The organism is Corallococcus sp. AB030 (genome assembly GCF_003668965.1).
Taxonomy (GTDB): domain Bacteria; phylum Myxococcota; class Myxococcia; order Myxococcales; family Myxococcaceae; genus Corallococcus; species Corallococcus exiguus.
The window spans coordinates 1-17,995 of sequence record NZ_RAWQ01000217.1 but is presented as its reverse complement, the minus strand read 5'-3'; the positions used below and the strand labels follow the sequence as shown (position 1 = coordinate 17,995).

General features: G+C 67.6%; 16 protein-coding genes and 1 pseudogene. 3 read left to right on the top strand and 14 right to left on the bottom strand.

Going from position 1 to position 17,995, the window contains the following annotated elements:
* The 3 genes and pseudogenes from D7Y15_RS35940 to D7Y15_RS35930 form a co-directional block, all read right to left on the bottom strand.
* A pseudogene (locus D7Y15_RS35940) lies at window positions 1–860 on the bottom strand (hypothetical protein); the annotation flags it as partial.
* Window positions 861–1,270: 410 nt separating this feature from the next.
* Window positions 1,271–2,182, bottom strand: coding sequence for a DUF2381 family protein (locus D7Y15_RS35935; protein WP_121755414.1), 912 nt, complete (start codon window positions 2,180–2,182; stop codon window positions 1,271–1,273).
* A gap of 64 nt (window positions 2,183–2,246) precedes the next feature.
* A complete protein-coding gene (locus tag D7Y15_RS35930; RefSeq protein WP_121755412.1) occupies window positions 2,247–4,241 on the bottom strand; it encodes a serine/threonine-protein kinase in 1,995 nt (664 codons plus the stop codon).
* A gap of 262 nt (window positions 4,242–4,503) precedes the next feature.
* Here D7Y15_RS35930 and D7Y15_RS35925 point away from each other — a divergent pair, with 262 nt between their 5' ends.
* Together D7Y15_RS35925 and D7Y15_RS35920 are read left to right on the top strand one after the other, a co-directional pair.
* Entirely contained in the window at window positions 4,504–4,821 is a 318-nt protein-coding gene (locus D7Y15_RS35925; RefSeq protein WP_233605223.1) for a helix-turn-helix transcriptional regulator, read from the top strand.
* Between the two features lie 53 nt (window positions 4,822–4,874).
* A complete protein-coding gene (locus tag D7Y15_RS35920) occupies window positions 4,875–5,222 on the top strand; it encodes a helix-turn-helix domain-containing protein (protein WP_121755410.1) in 348 nt (115 codons plus the stop codon).
* A gap of 298 nt (window positions 5,223–5,520) precedes the next feature.
* Here D7Y15_RS35920 and D7Y15_RS35915 read toward each other — a convergent pair whose 3' ends face one another.
* A complete protein-coding gene (locus D7Y15_RS35915; protein WP_121755409.1) occupies window positions 5,521–6,690 on the bottom strand; it encodes a serine/threonine-protein kinase in 1,170 nt (389 codons plus the stop codon).
* A 435-nt stretch (window positions 6,691–7,125) separates the two neighbouring features.
* Here D7Y15_RS35915 and D7Y15_RS46820 point away from each other — a divergent pair, with 435 nt between their 5' ends.
* Complete coding sequence (locus D7Y15_RS46820) at window positions 7,126–7,272, top strand: DUF2379 family protein (protein ID WP_121755408.1); 147 nt, start codon at window positions 7,126–7,128, stop codon at window positions 7,270–7,272.
* Between the two features lie 79 nt (window positions 7,273–7,351).
* On the opposite strand, the gene D7Y15_RS35905 is transcribed toward D7Y15_RS46820, so the two are convergent.
* The 10 genes from D7Y15_RS35905 to D7Y15_RS35855 form a co-directional block, all read right to left on the bottom strand.
* The gene (locus tag D7Y15_RS35905) at window positions 7,352–7,846 is read right to left on the bottom strand and encodes a PspA (protein ID WP_121755407.1); all 495 of its coding nucleotides are present in this window, start codon (window positions 7,844–7,846) and stop codon (window positions 7,352–7,354) included.
* A gap of 115 nt (window positions 7,847–7,961) precedes the next feature.
* On the bottom strand, window positions 7,962–8,192 hold the full coding sequence (locus tag D7Y15_RS46065; protein WP_233605222.1) for a hypothetical protein: 231 nt from the start codon (window positions 8,190–8,192) through the stop codon (window positions 7,962–7,964).
* Window positions 8,193–8,380: 188 nt separating this feature from the next.
* Window positions 8,381–9,934, bottom strand: coding sequence for a recombinase family protein (locus tag D7Y15_RS35895; protein ID WP_121755405.1), 1,554 nt, complete (start codon window positions 9,932–9,934; stop codon window positions 8,381–8,383).
* Window positions 9,931–10,134, bottom strand: a complete 204-nt coding sequence (locus D7Y15_RS35890) for a hypothetical protein (protein ID WP_120617033.1) — start codon at window positions 10,132–10,134, stop codon at window positions 9,931–9,933. Before D7Y15_RS35890 ends, D7Y15_RS35895 begins: the two co-directional genes overlap by 4 nt.
* Window positions 10,131–10,688 carry a DUF2924 domain-containing protein gene (locus D7Y15_RS35885; RefSeq protein ID WP_121755404.1) on the bottom strand — a complete coding sequence of 186 codons (558 nt, stop codon included), beginning with the start codon at window positions 10,686–10,688 and terminating at the stop codon, window positions 10,131–10,133. The genes D7Y15_RS35890 and D7Y15_RS35885 overlap by 4 nt, the downstream gene beginning before the upstream one ends.
* 276 nt (window positions 10,689–10,964) lie before the next feature.
* Window positions 10,965–14,156, bottom strand: a complete 3,192-nt coding sequence (locus D7Y15_RS35875) for a hypothetical protein (protein ID WP_121755403.1) — start codon at window positions 14,154–14,156, stop codon at window positions 10,965–10,967.
* Between the two features lie 26 nt (window positions 14,157–14,182).
* Window positions 14,183–15,700: a DEAD/DEAH box helicase gene (locus D7Y15_RS35870; RefSeq protein ID WP_121755402.1), complete on the bottom strand. Its 1,518-nt coding sequence runs from the start codon at window positions 15,698–15,700 to the stop codon at window positions 14,183–14,185.
* A gap of 87 nt (window positions 15,701–15,787) precedes the next feature.
* Complete coding sequence (locus D7Y15_RS35865) at window positions 15,788–16,525, bottom strand: hypothetical protein (protein WP_121755401.1); 738 nt, start codon at window positions 16,523–16,525, stop codon at window positions 15,788–15,790.
* A 6-nt stretch (window positions 16,526–16,531) separates the two neighbouring features.
* Window positions 16,532–16,873, bottom strand: a complete 342-nt coding sequence (locus D7Y15_RS35860) for a hypothetical protein (RefSeq protein ID WP_121755400.1) — start codon at window positions 16,871–16,873, stop codon at window positions 16,532–16,534.
* Window positions 16,874–17,026: 153 nt separating this feature from the next.
* On the bottom strand, window positions 17,027–17,797 hold the full coding sequence (locus tag D7Y15_RS35855) for a sigma-70 family RNA polymerase sigma factor (RefSeq protein ID WP_233605221.1): 771 nt from the start codon (window positions 17,795–17,797) through the stop codon (window positions 17,027–17,029).
* Between the last annotated feature and the right edge of the window lie 198 nt (window positions 17,798–17,995).

The window sequence follows — 17,995 nt, the reverse complement described above, 5'->3', positions numbered from 1 at the left end:
CCCAGCAGGTGCGCCTCCACCCTCTTGCCCTTGCGCCCGCGCCGCAACACCACGGCGGTGGCGTCCAGGTGCGCCAGCGTCATGGCCCCTGAGGTGCCACCTACCCGTCCCCAGTCATACACCGCCGACAGCGCCAGCGTGTAGCGTCCGGGAACAGAGGGCCGGCCGAAGAGGACGTGCTGCACGTCCAGGGCAACCTCCGCCCCCGCCAGGCGAGCGCTCAACACGTCCGAAGCGAAGGCCTCCGCGTACACCGGCCCCAGCGTCCCCGTCGCGATGACGCCGGCCGGGTGGTAGTCGGGGTTGACGCGGTTGCCGTAGCGCCGCACCAGGTGCCCGGACAGGAGAGAGTAGCCCTCCATCATCCCCAACCAAACCGAGTTGGGCGTGTCCCCTCCCACCATGAAGAGGCGCACCACCTGTCCCCAGTCGGACAGCGTGTCCCAGTCCTCTTTCCTCACGAGGCCCGCGCCCTCTCCTCCGCCCCACAGCCGCAGCCGCACCGGCGTACCGAGAATGAGGCGCACCGACTCCCCCTTCCCCAAAGCCACCATGGGCTCCACCTGCACGAAGCCTTCCGCGGTGGCCTCGCTCCTCCGAGGCAGCAACGTCAACGTCGCCGCGTCCATGCGCAGCAGGTTTGTCCACGACGGTGTTGAGTCGGCCGTCGCGGACGCAGAGGCCTCCTCCTCGGGCTGAGCCTCTCCCTCTTCCTCCTCGCCGGGAGACTTGTCGGAGATGGCCTCTTCCAGCCTTCGCACGGTGGCGTCGAAGTCTTCTGGAGTGATGGCCTCCTGCGCCCCTCCGGCCCCGGGCAACAGCAGCAGCAAGACGACGGCCCAACTCCAACGCATGCCCATCGACGCCTCCGCAGCAGGCCCCAGCAGGGGCGCTCAGCACAGAGGTTCCCTGTTCAGTCCGACAAGGCGGAGGACCGGGTGGGGCATTGCACTGAAAAAGTCACATAAGACCCGGCCTGCAGGGGGATAGACAGACGTGCCACGCCACGCTACGGCGCCAGCCGCGCGAATAGGAATGACCGTGGCGACACTCCACAGCGTCCGTCAGGCATGCTGCACGACGAAGCGCAGACCGCTACTCGCGCACGACGGCTGCTAGCGAGGGCCTTACATGGTGCAGGAAGTCCCTACGCAGCTCGCGAGACCAACACCGACGTCGAGGTGCAGTGATTGAAGATGGTGCAGGAGCGTCGCCATCAGGGCGCCCGCAGCCATCCGTGAGTCGCGCATTCACTCGCGCACACTCCAGCTCATGGGAAGGCGATGTTGCTTAGCGTGACGGTGCGGGGGCCAGCCGCTTCCCAAATCTTCAGGCTGAACGGGCCCCGGGCAGAGTCCGAAGTGGCCTCCGCCTCAATAATAACGCGAACATTCTTCTCCGAAGACGTGGGAGCAACCTGCCACACCTGCAGCACGTTCAGCTCCTTGCCAGACTTATCTCGAAGCGCTGCTCCCGTTGCTGTCCACGGCTGCCCACCCTCTGGAAACGCCATCAGTACGTCAACCGCGACTCGCAGTGCAGAGCGATAGCCGTAAGCTTGACGTACAACAACAGCGACACCAGGGCCTCGTGAGATAGTCTTTCCGAGGTCGCTATCCTCGACGCCTCCACTGCCCACCTTCCCCATCGAGAGAAGGCCAGCGAGCCCTTGAGGAGAGCTTCGCTCAGCACGCAAGCGGTCATTCTCCTCCCGACACCGTTGGGCCTCTGCTTTCGCCTCTCGTGCCTCTTCCCGGTAGGTTTCCACTCCGCGCTTCCGGCGGTACACCTCAACAAACGGCTCTGCCTTCGCCGGATGTGCCACCAGGAGGAATGTTGCACTCCCAGGTGCCGCCTCATCCCGAAACCTCACTACCAATCGAAGCCGATCTCCAGGACTGATGCCATCCGCGGGAATAAGCCGAATCGTTGCTTGGCCGATATCCACTAGGGAAAATCGCTCGCGCCCCTCCAGGATCACACCTTCTCGCGCCAACTCCGAATCAAACAGGATCGTGGAGGAGAGCCCTGAGCTTATCGACACCTCGACTGCATTGGATGCGCTCTCCGGACTCAACTCGATGCGGCGAACTGCCGCGCCGGTTGACATGAATGTCGGCTGCGCCCAGGCCACACCGCCGCTGAGAAGAAGAATGAGGACTGCCAATACTGGTCGAGGCACGCAGTTGTCACTCCTTGGCGAGCCAAAGCGGGGCACCAGGGGACACCACCTGGAGCCCAGCATTTCACTCAAACTCGCGGACGGCCTTCATCTGAACGCTTGACCAGACGCGAAGTCCACCGGAGTCAGCCTTACCTGGCTCCAATTCAAGCCCGCGCTTAAAACCTGTGTCATACACCTCAATGCACACTGGGAAGCTGCCTTTGCTCGTGCGGACCCGGGTCAATCGGCCATAGACGCGGTCGCCCAAGATGAGTCGCCCGGACAACGCAGTATCGTCGGGCAACCGGCCCCAGCTCCCAAGCAAGCGAATCTGCGTGTTGCCTTCGCGTACCGCGATAACCCTCGTGTCACCCTTGATGGGAAACGTTGCTGGAGCGGTCTCCCCCACGCGAATACCCAGCTTCTCCATGGTCTCGACAGCTTGCTCCGGGCAGTCCTCGGGGTCAGGTGGCGAACGCACCTGCGCGCCGGAGCACGCCAGCGTCGTGCAGAGGGCCGTCATCGCCAGGGCCGTGCCAACGCTCTTCGTGGCCTTCTTGGCAGCCACCGGCGGGGAGGGCGGGGAGTCACTCTTCGTCGTCGTCACGGTGGCAGTCACCTCGGGATTCGTCGCTGGAGGCGCGACGGCCGCAGGTGTTGCCTCCGGCCCGGTAGGAGCTGCGGCCGAGGCAGCTTGAGGTTTCTTTGTATATGTCGCTACTTCTTGGCCGGAGACGGAGGGGACCGCGCCCCCTGGTGGCAGAGAAGACTGCTGTGAGAAAAGCGCCCCCGCAGCCAGGGCACCGGCCAGCAGCCCCACCCCCAGCACGCGTCCCATCCTGAGTCGCGAGAGGAACGAGCGCCGCCCCACTTCGACAATGGGGGCCGCCAGCGCGGATTCCACCGCAATCTCTGCGGCGCCCAGCCCCTCCTCCAGCTCCGAGCCCAGCAGCTCCGCTTCGACAGGCGGCGAGGCAGCAACCACCGGAGCGGCCCGGGGAAGCAACTCCGCAGGCGGGCCTTCACCGCGGGCCTCCAGCAGCTCCGGCCCGGGCGCCTTGCCACGGCGCATCTGGCGCAAGGGGACTTTCACCCACCGGGCAAGCTTGTTGCGTGCGAGGTGCTTCGCCTCGCCTCCGCCCTCGTTCTCGGTAGTGGCCGAGTGCGGGCCATACGTGTCGCATAGGGAGACGTCCCACGCCTCCCCTTCCGCCCCGGCCAGCACCTCCTCCAGCGCCTCGCAGACAGCCGCCGCACTGGGGCGCCCCGCAGGCTCCTTCTCAAGCAGCCGCATGCACAGCAGCCCCAACTGCTCTGGGACGAAGCGGTTGGCGAGGTAGGGAGGCACGGGCACCTTGCCCATGACGCCCTCGACGTAGTCCGCGTCCGTCGACGCATCGAAGGGCCACCTCGCCGTGAGGAGGCGGTAGAGGACAATGCCCAGGGCCCATATGTCGTCCGATGGAGCCGACACGTAGCGGGCGCCCGCCTGGCCCAGGTGCTTCCGCATGAAGCGCCAGGCCTCGGGGGGCCGGTACTCCATCGTCCCCGGCGGCAGCATGGACTGGGTGACGCCGGGGGCGCCCGTGTAATCCCCGATCCCGTAGTCCACCAGCACCGCCAGCCCGTCCGCGGCGCGCACCATGACGTTGGCGTCCTTCACGTCCCGGTGCACCACCCCCGCCCCGTGCGAGGCGGCCAGCGCCCTCGCCACGTCGAGCGTCACCTTCGCCACCTGCCGGGCCGAGGGGTTCTCCTCCTTCACCCACACCCCGAGCTTCCGCCCCTCCACGTACTCCATGGCGATGAGAGCGAAGTCGCGCTCCCCGGCCTGCCAGTAGGAGAAGCCGCGAAGCCCCACCACGTTGGGGTGCGTCAAGCGCAAGAGGATGGAGACTTCCTTCTCCACCCGCCCCTCCACGCGCTGCCGCTCCACCAACTTCAGCGCGCAGGGCTGCCCGTCATTCGTCGCGAGGTACACGGTGCCGAAGCCACCACGGTCCAGTTGCCTCACCACCGTGTAGCCCTTCACCACGTCCCCGGGGGACAGCACGGCCGGGGGGCCGTCATCCCTCATGGCGACGTCCTCCTGAAGACGCTGTCGGACAGCAGGACTACGGCCACGCGCATGCCACTCCCTCCCCGGCGCCGGCCCCACGCTACCAGAAGCCCAGGGAAATCGCGTGACTCTTCTCCCACACGTGAGCACCGACCATAGCGGATGAAATCATTCATACCCAAAAGGTGAAGTCTATAAACCTCTCAGGTATTATTTTTTCGAAATGCATCTTCCTCCTGACATCCACGCAGCCGTCCCTCCGAAGGCTTCCCTCCGCCCCTTGCCCGCCATCATCGGAGAGACCCTGCGCGCGGCCCGCCTTCGTGCAGGCCTGAAGCAGGCGGAAGTGGCCGAAGTCGTCGCAATCTCCCGCAACGCCTACAGCCGGCTTGAACGAGGGCTCATGCTCCCCAGCGTCGCGACGCTGTACCGGCTGTGCGCCGCCCTCGGAGCCACGCCCAACGAGTTGCTGGGCTACCCCACCCTCCTGTCGCCGGATATTGCCGCCACCACCAAGGACGCCCTGCGACGGCGCGTGCACCGGTTGGACACGCGCCAGGCGCTCGCCCTGGTTCAGCTTCTCTCTGGTGTGCGCTGAGGGAGCGTCGCAGCCATGACACGTAGCAACTCAGGTATACTCACCTGCACCTTATGAATGAAGAACTCGCAACCCAAATCGGCTCTGTCGCCCGCCTCGCCCGGGAGCAGATGAGCCTGACGCAGGTTCAAGTCGCGGAGCGCGTGGGGCTTGCCGCCGCCGTCTACAGTCGCGTGGAGCGCGGGCACATGATGCCTAGCGTCTCGACGTTGTACCGCATGTGCATCGCATTGATGGTTTCCCCGGAGGACCTGCTGGGCCTCACCGAGTCCACCGACAGCGAGGCTCGGGCTCGGCCGGAGGACGACGCCGCCTTGCGCCGGCTCATCTTCGTCGCTCGGAAGCTCGACGCAGGGAAGTTGGACGCCCTCGTCCACGTCGCCACCGAGTTGGCTCGCTGAGGCAGCTCCTTGGGGAGGAGGCGCCGCCGAACGGCTCGCGCGCCCTCCTCTCCAACGCCAGGTTGCATACGGCCGACGCGTTGGCGTCCCGAGCGCGAGCAGGCCGGGCAGTCCTCGGCGCCGACGGACGCCCTCGCCGACAGACCGAGGGGGCCGGGTACGCCGCGCCACACTCCCGAAGCGCTTCATTCACCTCGGCGGGCCACTCCTCCAGGCGCTTCTTCCTCGCCAGAAGGAGATCCACCTCGTGGCGAGGTGCCGGCCATTTCGAGCCACGCGAAAGCAGACCGTCGACGGACTACTCCTTCTTCAGGGCCACCAACTCGTGCGTGTCCAACCCCTCCGGGTAGAGGCCCCCCTCGCCGAACTCCACCTTGTCGCGCATCTGCCCTCCCGCGGACACGACAAGGGCTGCCTCTCTGGCGGCTTCCGCGCGCCCGTAGGGCCCCTTGGGCCGCGACAGGGCCACGCCGCGCAGGGCATCGCGCATGTCCCCCGCCGTCGCGAAGCGCTCCTCGGGGTCGAGGCGCAGGGCCTTGTGCAGCACGGCCTTGACGTCGTCCGAGAGGGCGGCCGCCGCCTTCTCGACGACGTCCGGGCCGAAGGTCTCCATGAGGGCTTGCATCTGCTGCAACGGCAGCGTGGGGGGAGACTCCGTCCGCTGCCGGCTCTCCTTCGCCGGTACGGGCGGGACGTCGTGCACCTCGAAGAGGTGGTTGCCCGTCATGACCTCCACCAGCAGCACGCCCAGGCTGAAGACGTCGGAGCGCGGCGTCAGCCCCGCCTTGCGCAGGTACTCCGGGCTGGCGTACGCCACGTCGCCTCTCAGCAGGCTCGCTGGCGACTCCTCCCGCCCAACCAGCAGTGAGTACGCGGAGCCGAAGTCCAGCACCTTCACCTCCCCATGGCGGCCCAGGGCAATGTGCCGGGGGCTCACATCCCGGTGGACGATGCCCAGGGGCACGCCCTTCCCCGACGTCAGCGTGTGCGCGTAGTGCAGCGCATCCGCCACCTCCGTCCCCACGTACAGGCCAAAGCCCTCCGAGAGGGGCTGCCCCCGCACCACCGCCGCGCACACCAGCGTCTCCAGCGAGGGGCCGTCCACGTACTGCATGATGACGTAGGGAACATCCTCCACCTCGTCCACCTCTACGTGGAAGACTTGGGCGATGTTGGGGTGGTCGAGGCAGAAGGCCAGTTCCACCTCTTCCGCGAGTCGCTTGCGAGCCATATACGAGGCAGGGCTGGCGAGTTGTCGAATGAGACAGGGGCCCGACAGCGTGCCGTCCGACGCACGCCGCTGGGCCCGCAGCAGCCTTTCGCGATTCGGCCGCACCTCCAACTCGCGCACCACCTCATAGCGCACGCCTCCCACCTCGAAGAGGAAGTTCACGTCAGCACGTGCCGGGAAGGTTGGCACGCGGGGCGCCCCCTCTTCCGTCGTCACCTCGTCCGGATGCTTCGTCATGGCTGTGACTCCTCCTCAAGGAAGGGGGCGTGGCTCCATGGATCCGCCCCTCTGCAGTCGAGCTACCCACGCAATCGTCTATTGGTCAAATTGACTTCACCTGCGAAGTAACATGACCTTCCGCATCTGTGAAGCCTCTGACTCCTACGCCGGGACAGCAGCACCCCGACTCCGCTTCACCAGCGCGCTACCTCCCCTGCCGGGTACGAGAGGCCCCAGCATTGGCCTCTCTGAGGAGCCGTGACTTGCGAGTGCACCCGTTGACTGGGGCCCGATTCGCTCATTGGCCCATCGTCCCCGTCGAACGAGAGCGCTTGGCCCTCATGGAGACGCTGAAGGCACGAAACGAAAGCGAGGAGACATTCACCATGAAGGCGAGCGTGCTGGGCCTCTTGCGCGAGGAGTCTCGCGCTTCCGAGAAGGCTCCACGGGCTCATGGACGCGCCGCATGTATCAGAACAAGGGGGCGGGGACTTCGACGGCTCCCGCAAGAGAATGCGGGAGGTGCTCGCCGCTGGAGTCACGCCCCACCACCGTGCCATCGCCCAGGTGCCACTCAACGAACTGGCCGACGAGCCGTAACGATGGGCGCAAAGCGCCTCTGCGCAGCGGTGCATGCGGGAGGAGAAGTCGCTCGCGCCCTTTGAGCTGCGGCCCGCGCTCAGACGGGCGTCACCTTGTCGAAGGGGCGCACCACCTCTTTGCCGTCGGAGACGCGCGCCACCGTCACCGTCTTCGCCTTCTCGTCGACGGACTTCACCTTCGCCGAGAAAGTGCCCCGCCCCTGCTTGTAACGCACCTCCTGCCCTGCCGCGTATGAAGCGGAAGCCTCGGGGCTGGGGCTGGGGGTGGTGGCCGTCGCGGTGCGCCCTGCCGCACGCGCGCGCCCGCGGCTCTTCTGGGGCGCGGGCTCGGTCCGCGCGGGCTTCGACGCGGCCTGCGGCTTCACCCACTTCCGCACCGGCACCGAGGGCGTGCGCTTCGGCGCAGGAGGCGACATTGGGGCGCGCTTCGGCGCGGACGCCGCAGGAGTCGGGCCAGGCTCAATGCCCAGGAACTGAGCGATCTTCACGAGCAGCTCCAGCTGCCGCCCCATCGCCTTCCCCACCTCCTCCGCAACCGCAGCCTGAATGGTACTCCGCATGTCGTTCTGCATGTGCTCTCGCTCTCTTTCCTCGCGGGCTGGATGACCCGCCTATTCTTCAACACGACAACAGTCAGCCTCTTGCACTCACGCTACACCAAGGAGTCCGCGTATTCGGACGCCTGTCTCAGAATGAAGCCTTCACTTCGCGCCAACGCACGCGCTGCGCTTCCCACGTCCCCGCGTGAGCAATGGCCCGCAGGCCTCGCTCACTGAGGGGCTCCTCACCATCCACGGCCTCGAGGAACAACACCTCCTCCTGGATGTCCGGCGCCAGCAACTGCAAGTCCAGCAGGTGCGTCACGCGCGCCCGGGTGAATCCCAACTGGCAGGCGACGTCCGCTGCGCTCGCCACCATCCCTCGCACAATGATTGCTTCCACATGGTGCGCCAGGGCCAGCATTCGCGCGACGTGCGCTGGTCGGCGCACCACCTCTCGCGGCGGGGGGCGCGCTCCCTCTCGGAAGCCCACCTTCGCCCGACGCACGCGGTGGAACTGCGCGCTGATGAGGCCAACCTCCGTCGGCCGAGACTCGGGACTCGCGCTCACGCCGCCACCTCCTTGCGCCCGGGCGGCGCGGTTTCACCGGCCAGGGCCAGGTGCACATCCACGCGATCCGTGTCCTCATCCACCACGACCCGGCCGACGAGAGCCTGCAGCAGGCGACCCCGATTGGGGGCCGTGAGGGCGTCCCACACCGCGTCGAAGTCCGCCAGGGCCTGGACCACCCATGCCGCCTCCAGCTTCTCCCCTTCCATGGCATCCAGGGCGCGCTCCACCTCCGCCAGCCGCTTCTTCATGCCGGCGGCTTCCTCTTCCGCGGCCGTCAGCTTCTCCTCGACGAGGCGCCGGGCTGGGCCCTCCAGTTTCGAGAGGGAGTCCACCCACTTCGCGGACTCCCCAGCGCGCTTGGACAGGTCCTTCGGGAGCTGCGCGCGCTCGGCGCGCAGGGCTTTGTGCTTCTCCTCCAGCCGTGCCGTGAGGCGGGCGTGTACCTGCGCCGCAAAGCCCTTACCTACCGAGACTTCCCGCAGCCGAGCGACGACGAAGTCCTCCAAGGCGGCTGCCGGAATGGGAGAGGCCCGGCACCCCTCCTTCCCCCTTTTGTCCCGGGTGACGCAGCGGTAGTAGCGGTACTCGCGCGTGCCCTTACGCGTTGAGCCGGGCGTCATCGCCTCGCCGCACAGGCCACACCGCAAGAGTCCCCGCAGCACGTAGTCGGGGTTGCGCCCGTGGTACTGGAGGCCGGGGCCTCGGCCCTGCAGCATGTCCTGCACCTGACGGTAGGTGCTCCTGTCCACAATGGCCGGGTGCTCGCCTGGGTGCGTCTCGTCCCCGTAGGGAACGAAGCCCGCGTACAGGGGGCTCCTCAAGAGGCGCAGCACATCCTGTGTCGTCCACTTCCGTGCCGCGCGCGTAGTACCGCTCTGGGCCTCGTACCGCTTCGTCCTACGCCCCGTCTCGTTGAGGAGGCGCGCCACCGCCGAGGCCTGCTGGTGCTGGAGGTACAGCTCGAATGCCTCCCGTACCACCACCGCCTCGTACTCATTCACCACGAGGCGCTTGTCCTTCACCTCGTAGCCCAGCGGTGCGCGCCCTCCCGTCCACTTCCCCTTGCGCCTCGCGGCGGCCACCTTGTCCCGCGTCCGCTCGGAGATCATCTCGCGCTCGAACTCGGCGAAGCTCATCAGCATGTTCAACGTCAGCCGGCCCATCGCGTCCGCCGTGCTGAAGTTCTGCGTCACCGAGACGAAGGACGCGCCCGCCGCGTTGAAGCGCTCCATGACTTTCGCGAAGTCGAGGAGGCTGCGGGAGAGGCGGTCCACCTTGTACACCACCACCACGTCCACCCGGCCCGCATCCACGTCCTGCAGCAGCCGCTGGAAGGCAGGCCGCTCCATGTTGGCGCCGGTGAAGCCGCCGTCGTCGTAGCTCTCATCCACCAACACCCAGCCGGGCTGGCGCTGCACGTAGGAGACACAGGACTCGCGCTGGGCGTCCAGCGAGTTAAATTCCATCTCCAGGCCCGCCGCCGTGGACTTGCGCGTGTAGACGGCGCAGCGCTTCGCGTCCGAGGGCAGCGACTTGCTCTTCCTCATGGTCCCTCCGCCCCCTCTGTCGTCGGCGGCGGCACCGATTCGACGCTCGAAGACTGCTTCGGCCCGGAGAGCTGCTCCGCGACGGCCACCAGCCGCTCCAGGTTGTTGTTGAGGCGCGTCAGCTCGCGGACGAGCTGCGGCATCGTCCCCTCGTAAAAGCGCTGTCCCATGTGCGTCTGGAAGAAGGCGGGGCCGCTCATGGCGTCACCTCCTTCGAGCCGCCGGCCTTGAGTCCGAAGAAGGAGAAGCCGTTCCAGGCCGTGCCCGTAATCAGCTTCGCCACGCTGGAAAGGCTGCGGTGAAGCTGGCCTTCGTATTCAATTCCGCCCTCGCGCACCGTCACCCGGTGCTGCGTGCCCTTGAAGACACGCGTCAGCACCGTGCCCGGCGGCGGTAGGCGCGCGTCGCGCCCATCCACAGCGGCTGCGCGCCCGTCCGCAGCGGCTGGAGGAGGCGAAGCGGTGGGCTTCGTCTCCTCCACCTGCCGCATCCTCCAGCGCTCGGGCAGCTTGTCGCCCAACTCCGAGATGCGTGCGACGGCGCGCGCGGAGAGGCCCCCTTCGGCCAGCTCCTGAATCCGGAAGGCCAGGCGCTTCTTCAGGTAGTCCCGGTTGCGGCTGCGCGTGGGCTCGCCGTACACCTCCAGGTACTTCTCCGCCAACTCCGGCACCGACATGCTGGCCAGCGCGGCCAGTTGCTGTGGCACGTCCGCCAGCTCCTTGCGCGCGGCCTGCGCAATCCCCTTCTTCGCCATGGTGGTGTCTCCTTCGTCCGGGGCAGCACGCCCTCGGGCGAAAGCCATGGACGCTCTGTCCCCAAAAGAAGACAAGTCGAGAGTCCGCGGCTCAGCCATGCGCGCCCTCCTCCGCCCCCCATGCAGGCGGCTGTCGTTGCGGCTGTGCCCGCCGACGCAACCACAACTCCCAGAGGGCATCGGCGAGGACCTCCACCGCGGCCTCGTAGCGTCGGAGCTGGTGGTGAGGCACATCAGTCGCATCTGCTGGAGGCCCGGGCTTCCCATCCACCCCCGTCACGAAGCCACCTCCTCGGCACTGCCTTCATCATGGCCACGCCAACGCCACCCACGGCTTGCGTCTTCAGCATGCGGGAAGTCCTCCGCGGAGATGAAGGGGGCCTTTGAGACATCAATCACGAGGGCGCACCGGCGCAGGGCCTTGCCGGCAAAGCAGACGCGCTCACTGGGCGAGAGGACATACTCTCCGGCGCGGTGGTTCTCGTGAATGAGGCGTCGGAGTGCCTTCGTGTCAACCAATTCCCCTCGATAGTCGATGCGCTTGCAGTGCGCGCGGTAGGCGTCGTAGGCGGATTCCAGGTGGAGGCACAGGCGCCCCTCGTCGAAGGCATAGTGGACGCGGTGCTTCAATTCGCCCTGGATTGCCATGACACCCAGCATTTGGATGAAGGCATCCAGGGCATTGCGGACGCCCGTCTCTTCCTCGAGGACGTCCTTCAGCACCGCGTCCACAGCCTCGCGGGCCCCCAAGTCCTCGGGCAACGCATAGCCGCACTCCTTGGCGAACTCCTCGAAGAGGTGGATGCCCAACAGCATGGCCGTCACGTTGTCCGCTACACGCGGAGGCGCGTCCCTCTTCTCAAGGAGGACTTCCGCCACGGCACGGACGACGCGGTAGTCCGCCTCGAAGTCCCGCCCCAGGCAGAATTGAATGTAGCGAGGGGCGAAAAGGGCGAGGTTGACGGACGTCAGCTTACGAAAGGCCGCCCGGCAGTCGCGGCGCTGCACCGTCGCCTTCTCCGGGTTGACGGGCAGGAGGCGCTCCACGAGGGCCGCCTCCGTGGGACGCGTCTCTCCGCAAATACACAGCGGCGCCTGCAGCCGGTAGCTCACCACCGACAAGTCCGGGCGCCCCCGCTCCTCCGTCTCTCCTCGGTAGAGGCGCCGCATGTAGCGGTGCACCAGGTGGAGACGGGGCAGCGGCATGTCACCGGGCTTGTACTCGTCCACCACCACCGGCACCGAGCGCGTGGCGGACAGCAACTTCACCAGGGCGAACTCCGTCTCCGTCACGCTGAAGGCATCCGAGGAAGGCACGCCGAAGAGGGGCCAGAAGACTTCGGTGCACGTGCTCGACTTGCCACTGCCTTGCGTCCCATAAGGGAAGAGAAGCGGGAAGGAACCCACCTTCTCCATGAAGCGTGGCTTCATTGGCGTAGCGAAGAACCACCCCAGAATGGGCAGCACCACCTGGGGCGTATTGATTTTGAGCAGGTACTCGAAAACCGTGCTCGCCACGTCATGGAAGGCGTCGTCGTCCGCGGCCTCGTAGCGGATGCGCGATTCGAGCGTCGTCCCATTCGGCAAGTACGCCACGGGGGAGGCCGCGAGGAAGCCCTCCTTCCCGATGGTGCACCCGGGCGCCACCCATACGTGGTGCTCTCCTCGCTTGAAGTCGCCCAGCGTGGTGGTGCCCGGCAGCCTCGGCACCGCTCGCCGCGCCACCGCGCGCAGCAGGCCCTGCACGTTGTTGTCGCTGCCCGTCCACTGCGTATGGACGGAGGGCAGGTGGTGCAGCAGCTCCTTGCGCGAGTTGAAGGCCCGCCGCGGCAGCCGCGCTCCTTCCACCTCGGCTCCCTTGTCCGTGCGGACATCCCCGAGGAAAACCTCCCCCTCCTCGGTTTCCACGAGGGCCGTCGGTGTGAAGGTGAAGGAGGAAATGGCCTTCGCCTCCCCCCGCTGCGTCACCGTGTAGTAGCAGTACGCGTCCTCGTACACCTCGCCGTCGATGGTGTCGTCACCGCTGCTGCTCTTCCCTCCTCCCTTGGTGTCCGCGCCCTCTCCTGCGGCCTGAGTGCGCACGGCGCGGGCCATGGTCAGCCGGAGCTTCTGGGCGGTCAGGCCGGTGCGAACCTCCAGCAGGCCCAGGTACTTCTCCTGCGCGGACGGTGGCCGGTGGGCGATGGCCTCCAGGATGGGTTTGAGGCGGTACTCCACGTCCTGGGCCGGCACCGTGGCCAGGCGCTCCACAGCCGCCTCGATGTCGAAGACGACGTCGTACAGCTCGCAGCGCACGTCCGGCTCGCGGTTGACACGGCAGTAGCCCATGCCCTGGAGGGAGTGGCAGGGCGGCGCCACAGCGCCATCCTCGCGCGCGGTGGCCACCACCTTCTCGTAGGCCTTGCGGATGTAGCCGGCGCCGTCCCGGCCCTTCAGCTTCCCGAGGCCACGGCGGTCGTACTCGAGGACCAGCTCGGTGATTTCGTCGAGGCCCAGCCCCTTGTGCACGAAGAAGCGCACCATGTTGAAGATGGCGACGCTCCGGTCCTCCGCGCCCTCCTGCCACAGGCGCTGCACCGGGCTGCACATCTCCACCGGGTGCGCCCAGTCGTACTCCCCTGTCTCCGTCCGACGGGCCTTCGCCGCCCCCTGTAGGGCCGAGGCGGAGGGCGCCAGCGGCAGCGCCGCCTGGGCTGGATGCGCCTGGTTCGCCACCGGCGGCTGCACCGGCGGATTCAGCAGGCGGGCCTGAAGGCCTCCGTCCTCAACGCGCTCGAAGCCGGCCAGCGCCCGAGCTGCTCGGTGAGGGCGCTCCGCGGTCCCCGCACCCTTCCGGCTGACGGTGCCCACCACCTTGATGATGCGCGCCACGTCGTGGATGGAGTCCACGTGCACGCGCTCGGACTGGAAGCGAGCGCGCACCTCGGCCTCGAAGGCCTTCAGGCCCGCCTGCACACGCTCCTGAGCCTCGCCCGCCAGGGACTGCGGCGGCAGGGCGAACCACAGCTGCGCCCCGTTGCCGCTCATCATCAGCCGCGGGCGGACAAGCCCCTGCGCTTCGCACCAGGCCGCGGCGGCTTGCGCCACCTGGAGCGTCAGCGAGAGCTCGTCCTCGGTGCTGGCCGTGTCCTTGGGACGCACGGGGTCCAGGTCCACCACCGTGGCCGTCACGACCTCGATGTCCTTGCTCCCCGCCCCAGTCCGCAAGGGGCGCAGGACGTTGGGGGCGAGCTCCAGCAGGCGCCGAGGCCGCGGCTGAATGCCCACGTACACGTTGCCATCGGCATTGGCCGCCGCGCATGCCGCGACGAAGGCCTCCTCGTCGTCGAAGAAGCCCAGGCCGACGATGCCCCCGCCGCCTGGGCGGATGACGCGGACTTCGCTTACGCCGTGCTGTTCGTGCGCCAGCCACCGCCAGGTGGCGCGGATGGCGTCGGGGTTTGGAGTGGTGTCAGAAGGTGTCGTCATCGAAGGTGCTCACTCCCTGTGGTGGTTCAATGCACGTCGGCGTTGGCCGTCACTCCCAGCACCGTGGCGTACTGCTGGCGGCGCTCCGCATGGTGGCGCCGCAAGGGCGGCACCTTCCCGTCGACGAAGTCGATGAGGACGGCGCTCTTCTTCTCCGGGTGGGGACGCATGAGGCGTCCGAGACGCTGGACGGTGCGTCCACGCGCGCGGCCGGGGTACGCCAGGAAGACGCGAGAGAGGCGCGGCAAGTCGAGCCCCTCATCCGCCAAGCTGGTGGCCACCAGGACACGGACGCGCCCGGCGCGAGCCTGGTCCAGGAGTGCCTTGCGCACCTCGCGCGGCACTTCGCTCGTCAACGCCGCGGCCGACAAGCCCGTGGCCGATAGCCGCTGCGCCAGCTGCTCGCAGTGGTCCACCCGGCCCGTGAGGACGAGGCACAGGTGGCCTGCCCATGCTTCGCGGGCCACGGTGCCGAGGACGAGGTCATTGCGTGCCTTGTCCTCCACCAGCGCTTCCAGCATTGGCGCGTAGTCGGAGGCGCGGCAGTACGGGTAGTCGAAGGCCGTCTCCACGGCGCGTACCTCCGGCACCACCAGCACTCCGCGCGCGACGAGGTCCTCGTGCTTCACCACGGCCAGAGGCGCGCCCAGGTAGAAGCGCAGGAGAGGCGTCAGCCCGTCCTCCCGTTCGGGCGTGGCCGTCAGCCCCAGCCGGTAGCGCGCCGGGCAGCGGTCCACGATTCGATGGAAGGCGCTGGCGGCGATGTGGTGGGCCTCGTCGAGGACGAGCAGGCCGAAGCGGACAAGGAAGGCGTCGAGCTTCGCCTCGTCCCATCGAGAGAGGGACTGGACGACGGCGACGGTGACGGGCCGCACCTCCTCTTCCCCGGCGCCCACGAGGCCGGCCACCAAGCCCAGGCGCTCGCGGATGTGCTCTCGCCACTGCTCCGCCAAGTCCAAGGTGTGGACGAGGATGAGCGTCGGCGTGCGGAGCCGTGCGATGGCCCCCACGGCGAGGACGCTTTTGCCTGCGCCACAAGGGAGCACCGCGGTCCCCTGGGTGGCCTTCGCCAGCCGCTCCACGGCCGCGGCCTGGTAGTCGCGCAGCGGCACCTCTGGCAGCTTCGCCAGGCGCTTGGGCGGCAGCACCCGCGCGTCCTCGAAAGACAGCGTCAGGCCCGCCTCGTCCGCGGCCCGGCGCAACAGGTGAATGGCCCCGCGCGGCAGCACCAGCTCCCGCTCCTGCTGGCGGAAGAAGTACAGCGTCTGGGGCTCCGCCCCCGGGCGCTTGCGCAGCCGTACCAGCTTCAAATACGCGGGGTTGGGGAGGGAGAGCGCCTGGCAGAGGCCCTCCACCATCTTTGGCGGCACGTCGCCCGCCGCGAGCCGCAGCCCAGCGTCTACCCGCACGCGCAGCGTCCGCATGCCCGTGGCCGTGCCCGCGTTGCGCGCAGGCGCAGACGGCGCGGCCCCCACGCCGGAGTCCTGGGTACGAGAGACAACACGTCCCCCGTCCCCGCGCATTTCGGAGAAGTCTTCCACCATTCTTGTCGTCCTCAGAGAGGCGCGTCGGGGGCACGCAACGGGCCCCCTTCGCGCAGGGCTACGGCAACCAGCTTCAGCGGGGCACGCTCACGGCCCGAAGGGGTCCACGTCTGCGACACTCTCCGCGGAGTACTCGGCCACGAGTGAGTCGACGAAGGCGCGCGCCAGTTCTCCCTTCGACGCCGGGATGTCCCGGATGCGCTGCACGCCGAACTTCTGGAGGAACCTGTCTACCGCCTCGCGCGGCAGCGCCTTCAGCGCGGTGGCCATTGCCTGAGCGAGCTTGACGTCGACGGGTTCGCCCACCTTCGGACTGGAAGTGGCTGCGGGTGACGTGCCGCTCGCCGCCGCTGCCGCCTCGGCCGCATATAGCTTCGGCAAGTCATGCAGACGCAGCGCCTGGAAGTCCGTCACCTCCGCCGGGGACAACTGCTTCTCCGGCAGGAGGGAGTACGTCGTCTTGGGGTCCTTCGCCGCACCATGGCGTTTCACCTCGAAGGCCCACGTCTCCAAGCCGTACTTCGCCCGCACCTGGAGCAGGTTGGTGAAGAAGGTGGAGGCCTGCTCCATCACCTTCACCTCGCGCGTCCCGTAGACGGCGACGTTGAGAGCCACGCGCAACGAGGGCTTGTGCCCCTGGGCCTTCAGCTTCTCGTCGAAGGGGACGAACTTGTTGTCGAGGAAAACCACCTCGCGCGGGTGCGGCTCCCCAAGGAAGACGACGACGGCGATGTCCCCGTCGTTCGCCAACTTCAGCCAGGCGCCGCCCTGCTGCTCATGCTGCTTGGCCATCGCGGCCGTCTGCTCCCACATGTTGCTGGCCATGGTGCTTCACTCCTCCTTCTGGCGGTGCGTAGTGGGGGAGGGGCGCTCGCGCCGGTACACTGAGAACAGCTCGGTGCCGTCATCCGTGGAGCCCGCCGCCTCGATGTTGAAGTCCGCATCGGTGTCCACCACGTGCTGAATCTCCCAGCGGCGGAAGAGTCCCGGCAGGCGGATGTAGTCATGGGCCTGGGCCTCGTCGCACTCGCAGCAGAGGCACGCGCGGCGCTCCTCCGCTTTCGGCCCGGAGTCGCCCCGGCTCACCACCCGGAGGCGGTGTCCGTCAATGCGAGCGACGAAGCGCACGAATGTTTCATCGTGCTCGAAGTTGTTTCGCGCGGCTGTTTTCATCAATCCTTCCAGGCTGTAGGCAATACAGGGGCGTTGCTGTCCGCCGGGTGGACAGGGTGTCTCGAAGCAGGATTGGATTGGGGCGCGAGGCGGCCCCTCTACTCCTTCAAAGACAGGTGGCGCGAGCCGGGGACACGCGATTCGCGATTCCCGTCAGTCGTCCCCACCCGATGCCCTCTCGGCTGTTTCAGAATCCACAAACTCTAAAAAGCACCCCCACCCGCCGATTTGGGACAAGAAATCTTTTTCGGGGATTATTTTCTTCATTTTCCGCAGGCGCCCCAGGGCCCGCTGGACGCGCTTGCGCGCCGTTTCGGGCGACAGCCCGCGGCTCGATGCCACCTCGACAGAGTCCTCTTCGAGAAGAATGACGGACACCACCAGGTCGGTGTCCTCGCCCGTCAGCGGGAGGAGCCACGCACGCAGCTCCTCCACCTCGGCGTTGAAGGAGCGGGCTCGAGAGGCAGAGGGCGTGAGCCACGGAACCGAGAGCACCCCGCCGTCCGCGTCCACCAGTAGCCCGAGGCGCGCGCGGTGGCGTTGCTCCACCAGTTCCTTGTGCCAGGCCTTGAGAACGTCGCGCTCCGTCCCTCGCACGAGTGTTCCAGCCACGCGCTGGACGCCTGACACGTTGACGCGCGCCACGAGGCCCATGAAGGACGCGGCCACCGCGGACACAACCTCCGCAGGCGGGTGGCCTGTTCGCCGGAGACATCGGCGGTACACGCCGTCCAACCCCGGCCACAGGCCCAACCACAACAGGGCCACGAAGAAGCTGTCCGTCTTCCCCATTTGCACCAGTGTGACGAGGCCCGTGAGCAGCCCATCCTTGACGTGAGAGTCGCCTTCGCGCGCCGTGAGAAATGAAACAAGGGCCTCCGGCTCCTCGAAGTCGGAGAGCGCCTCCCAGTTGCGGCGCACCACGCGGTAGGCGCGCCGCGCCTCGGCCCCCTGGAGGGCCACGCCCAGCTCTCGACGGAGAGCACCCCATCTACTGTCAAGGACCGGGGCCATGGATCGCATGAGGGTCGGCCAAGCGGATCGCCCTGGTGAGCTGTCAGGGAGCGGCGATTCGAGTTCGCGGCGTTGACGCGGTCGGTTCGGCCAAGCGGATCCGCTACT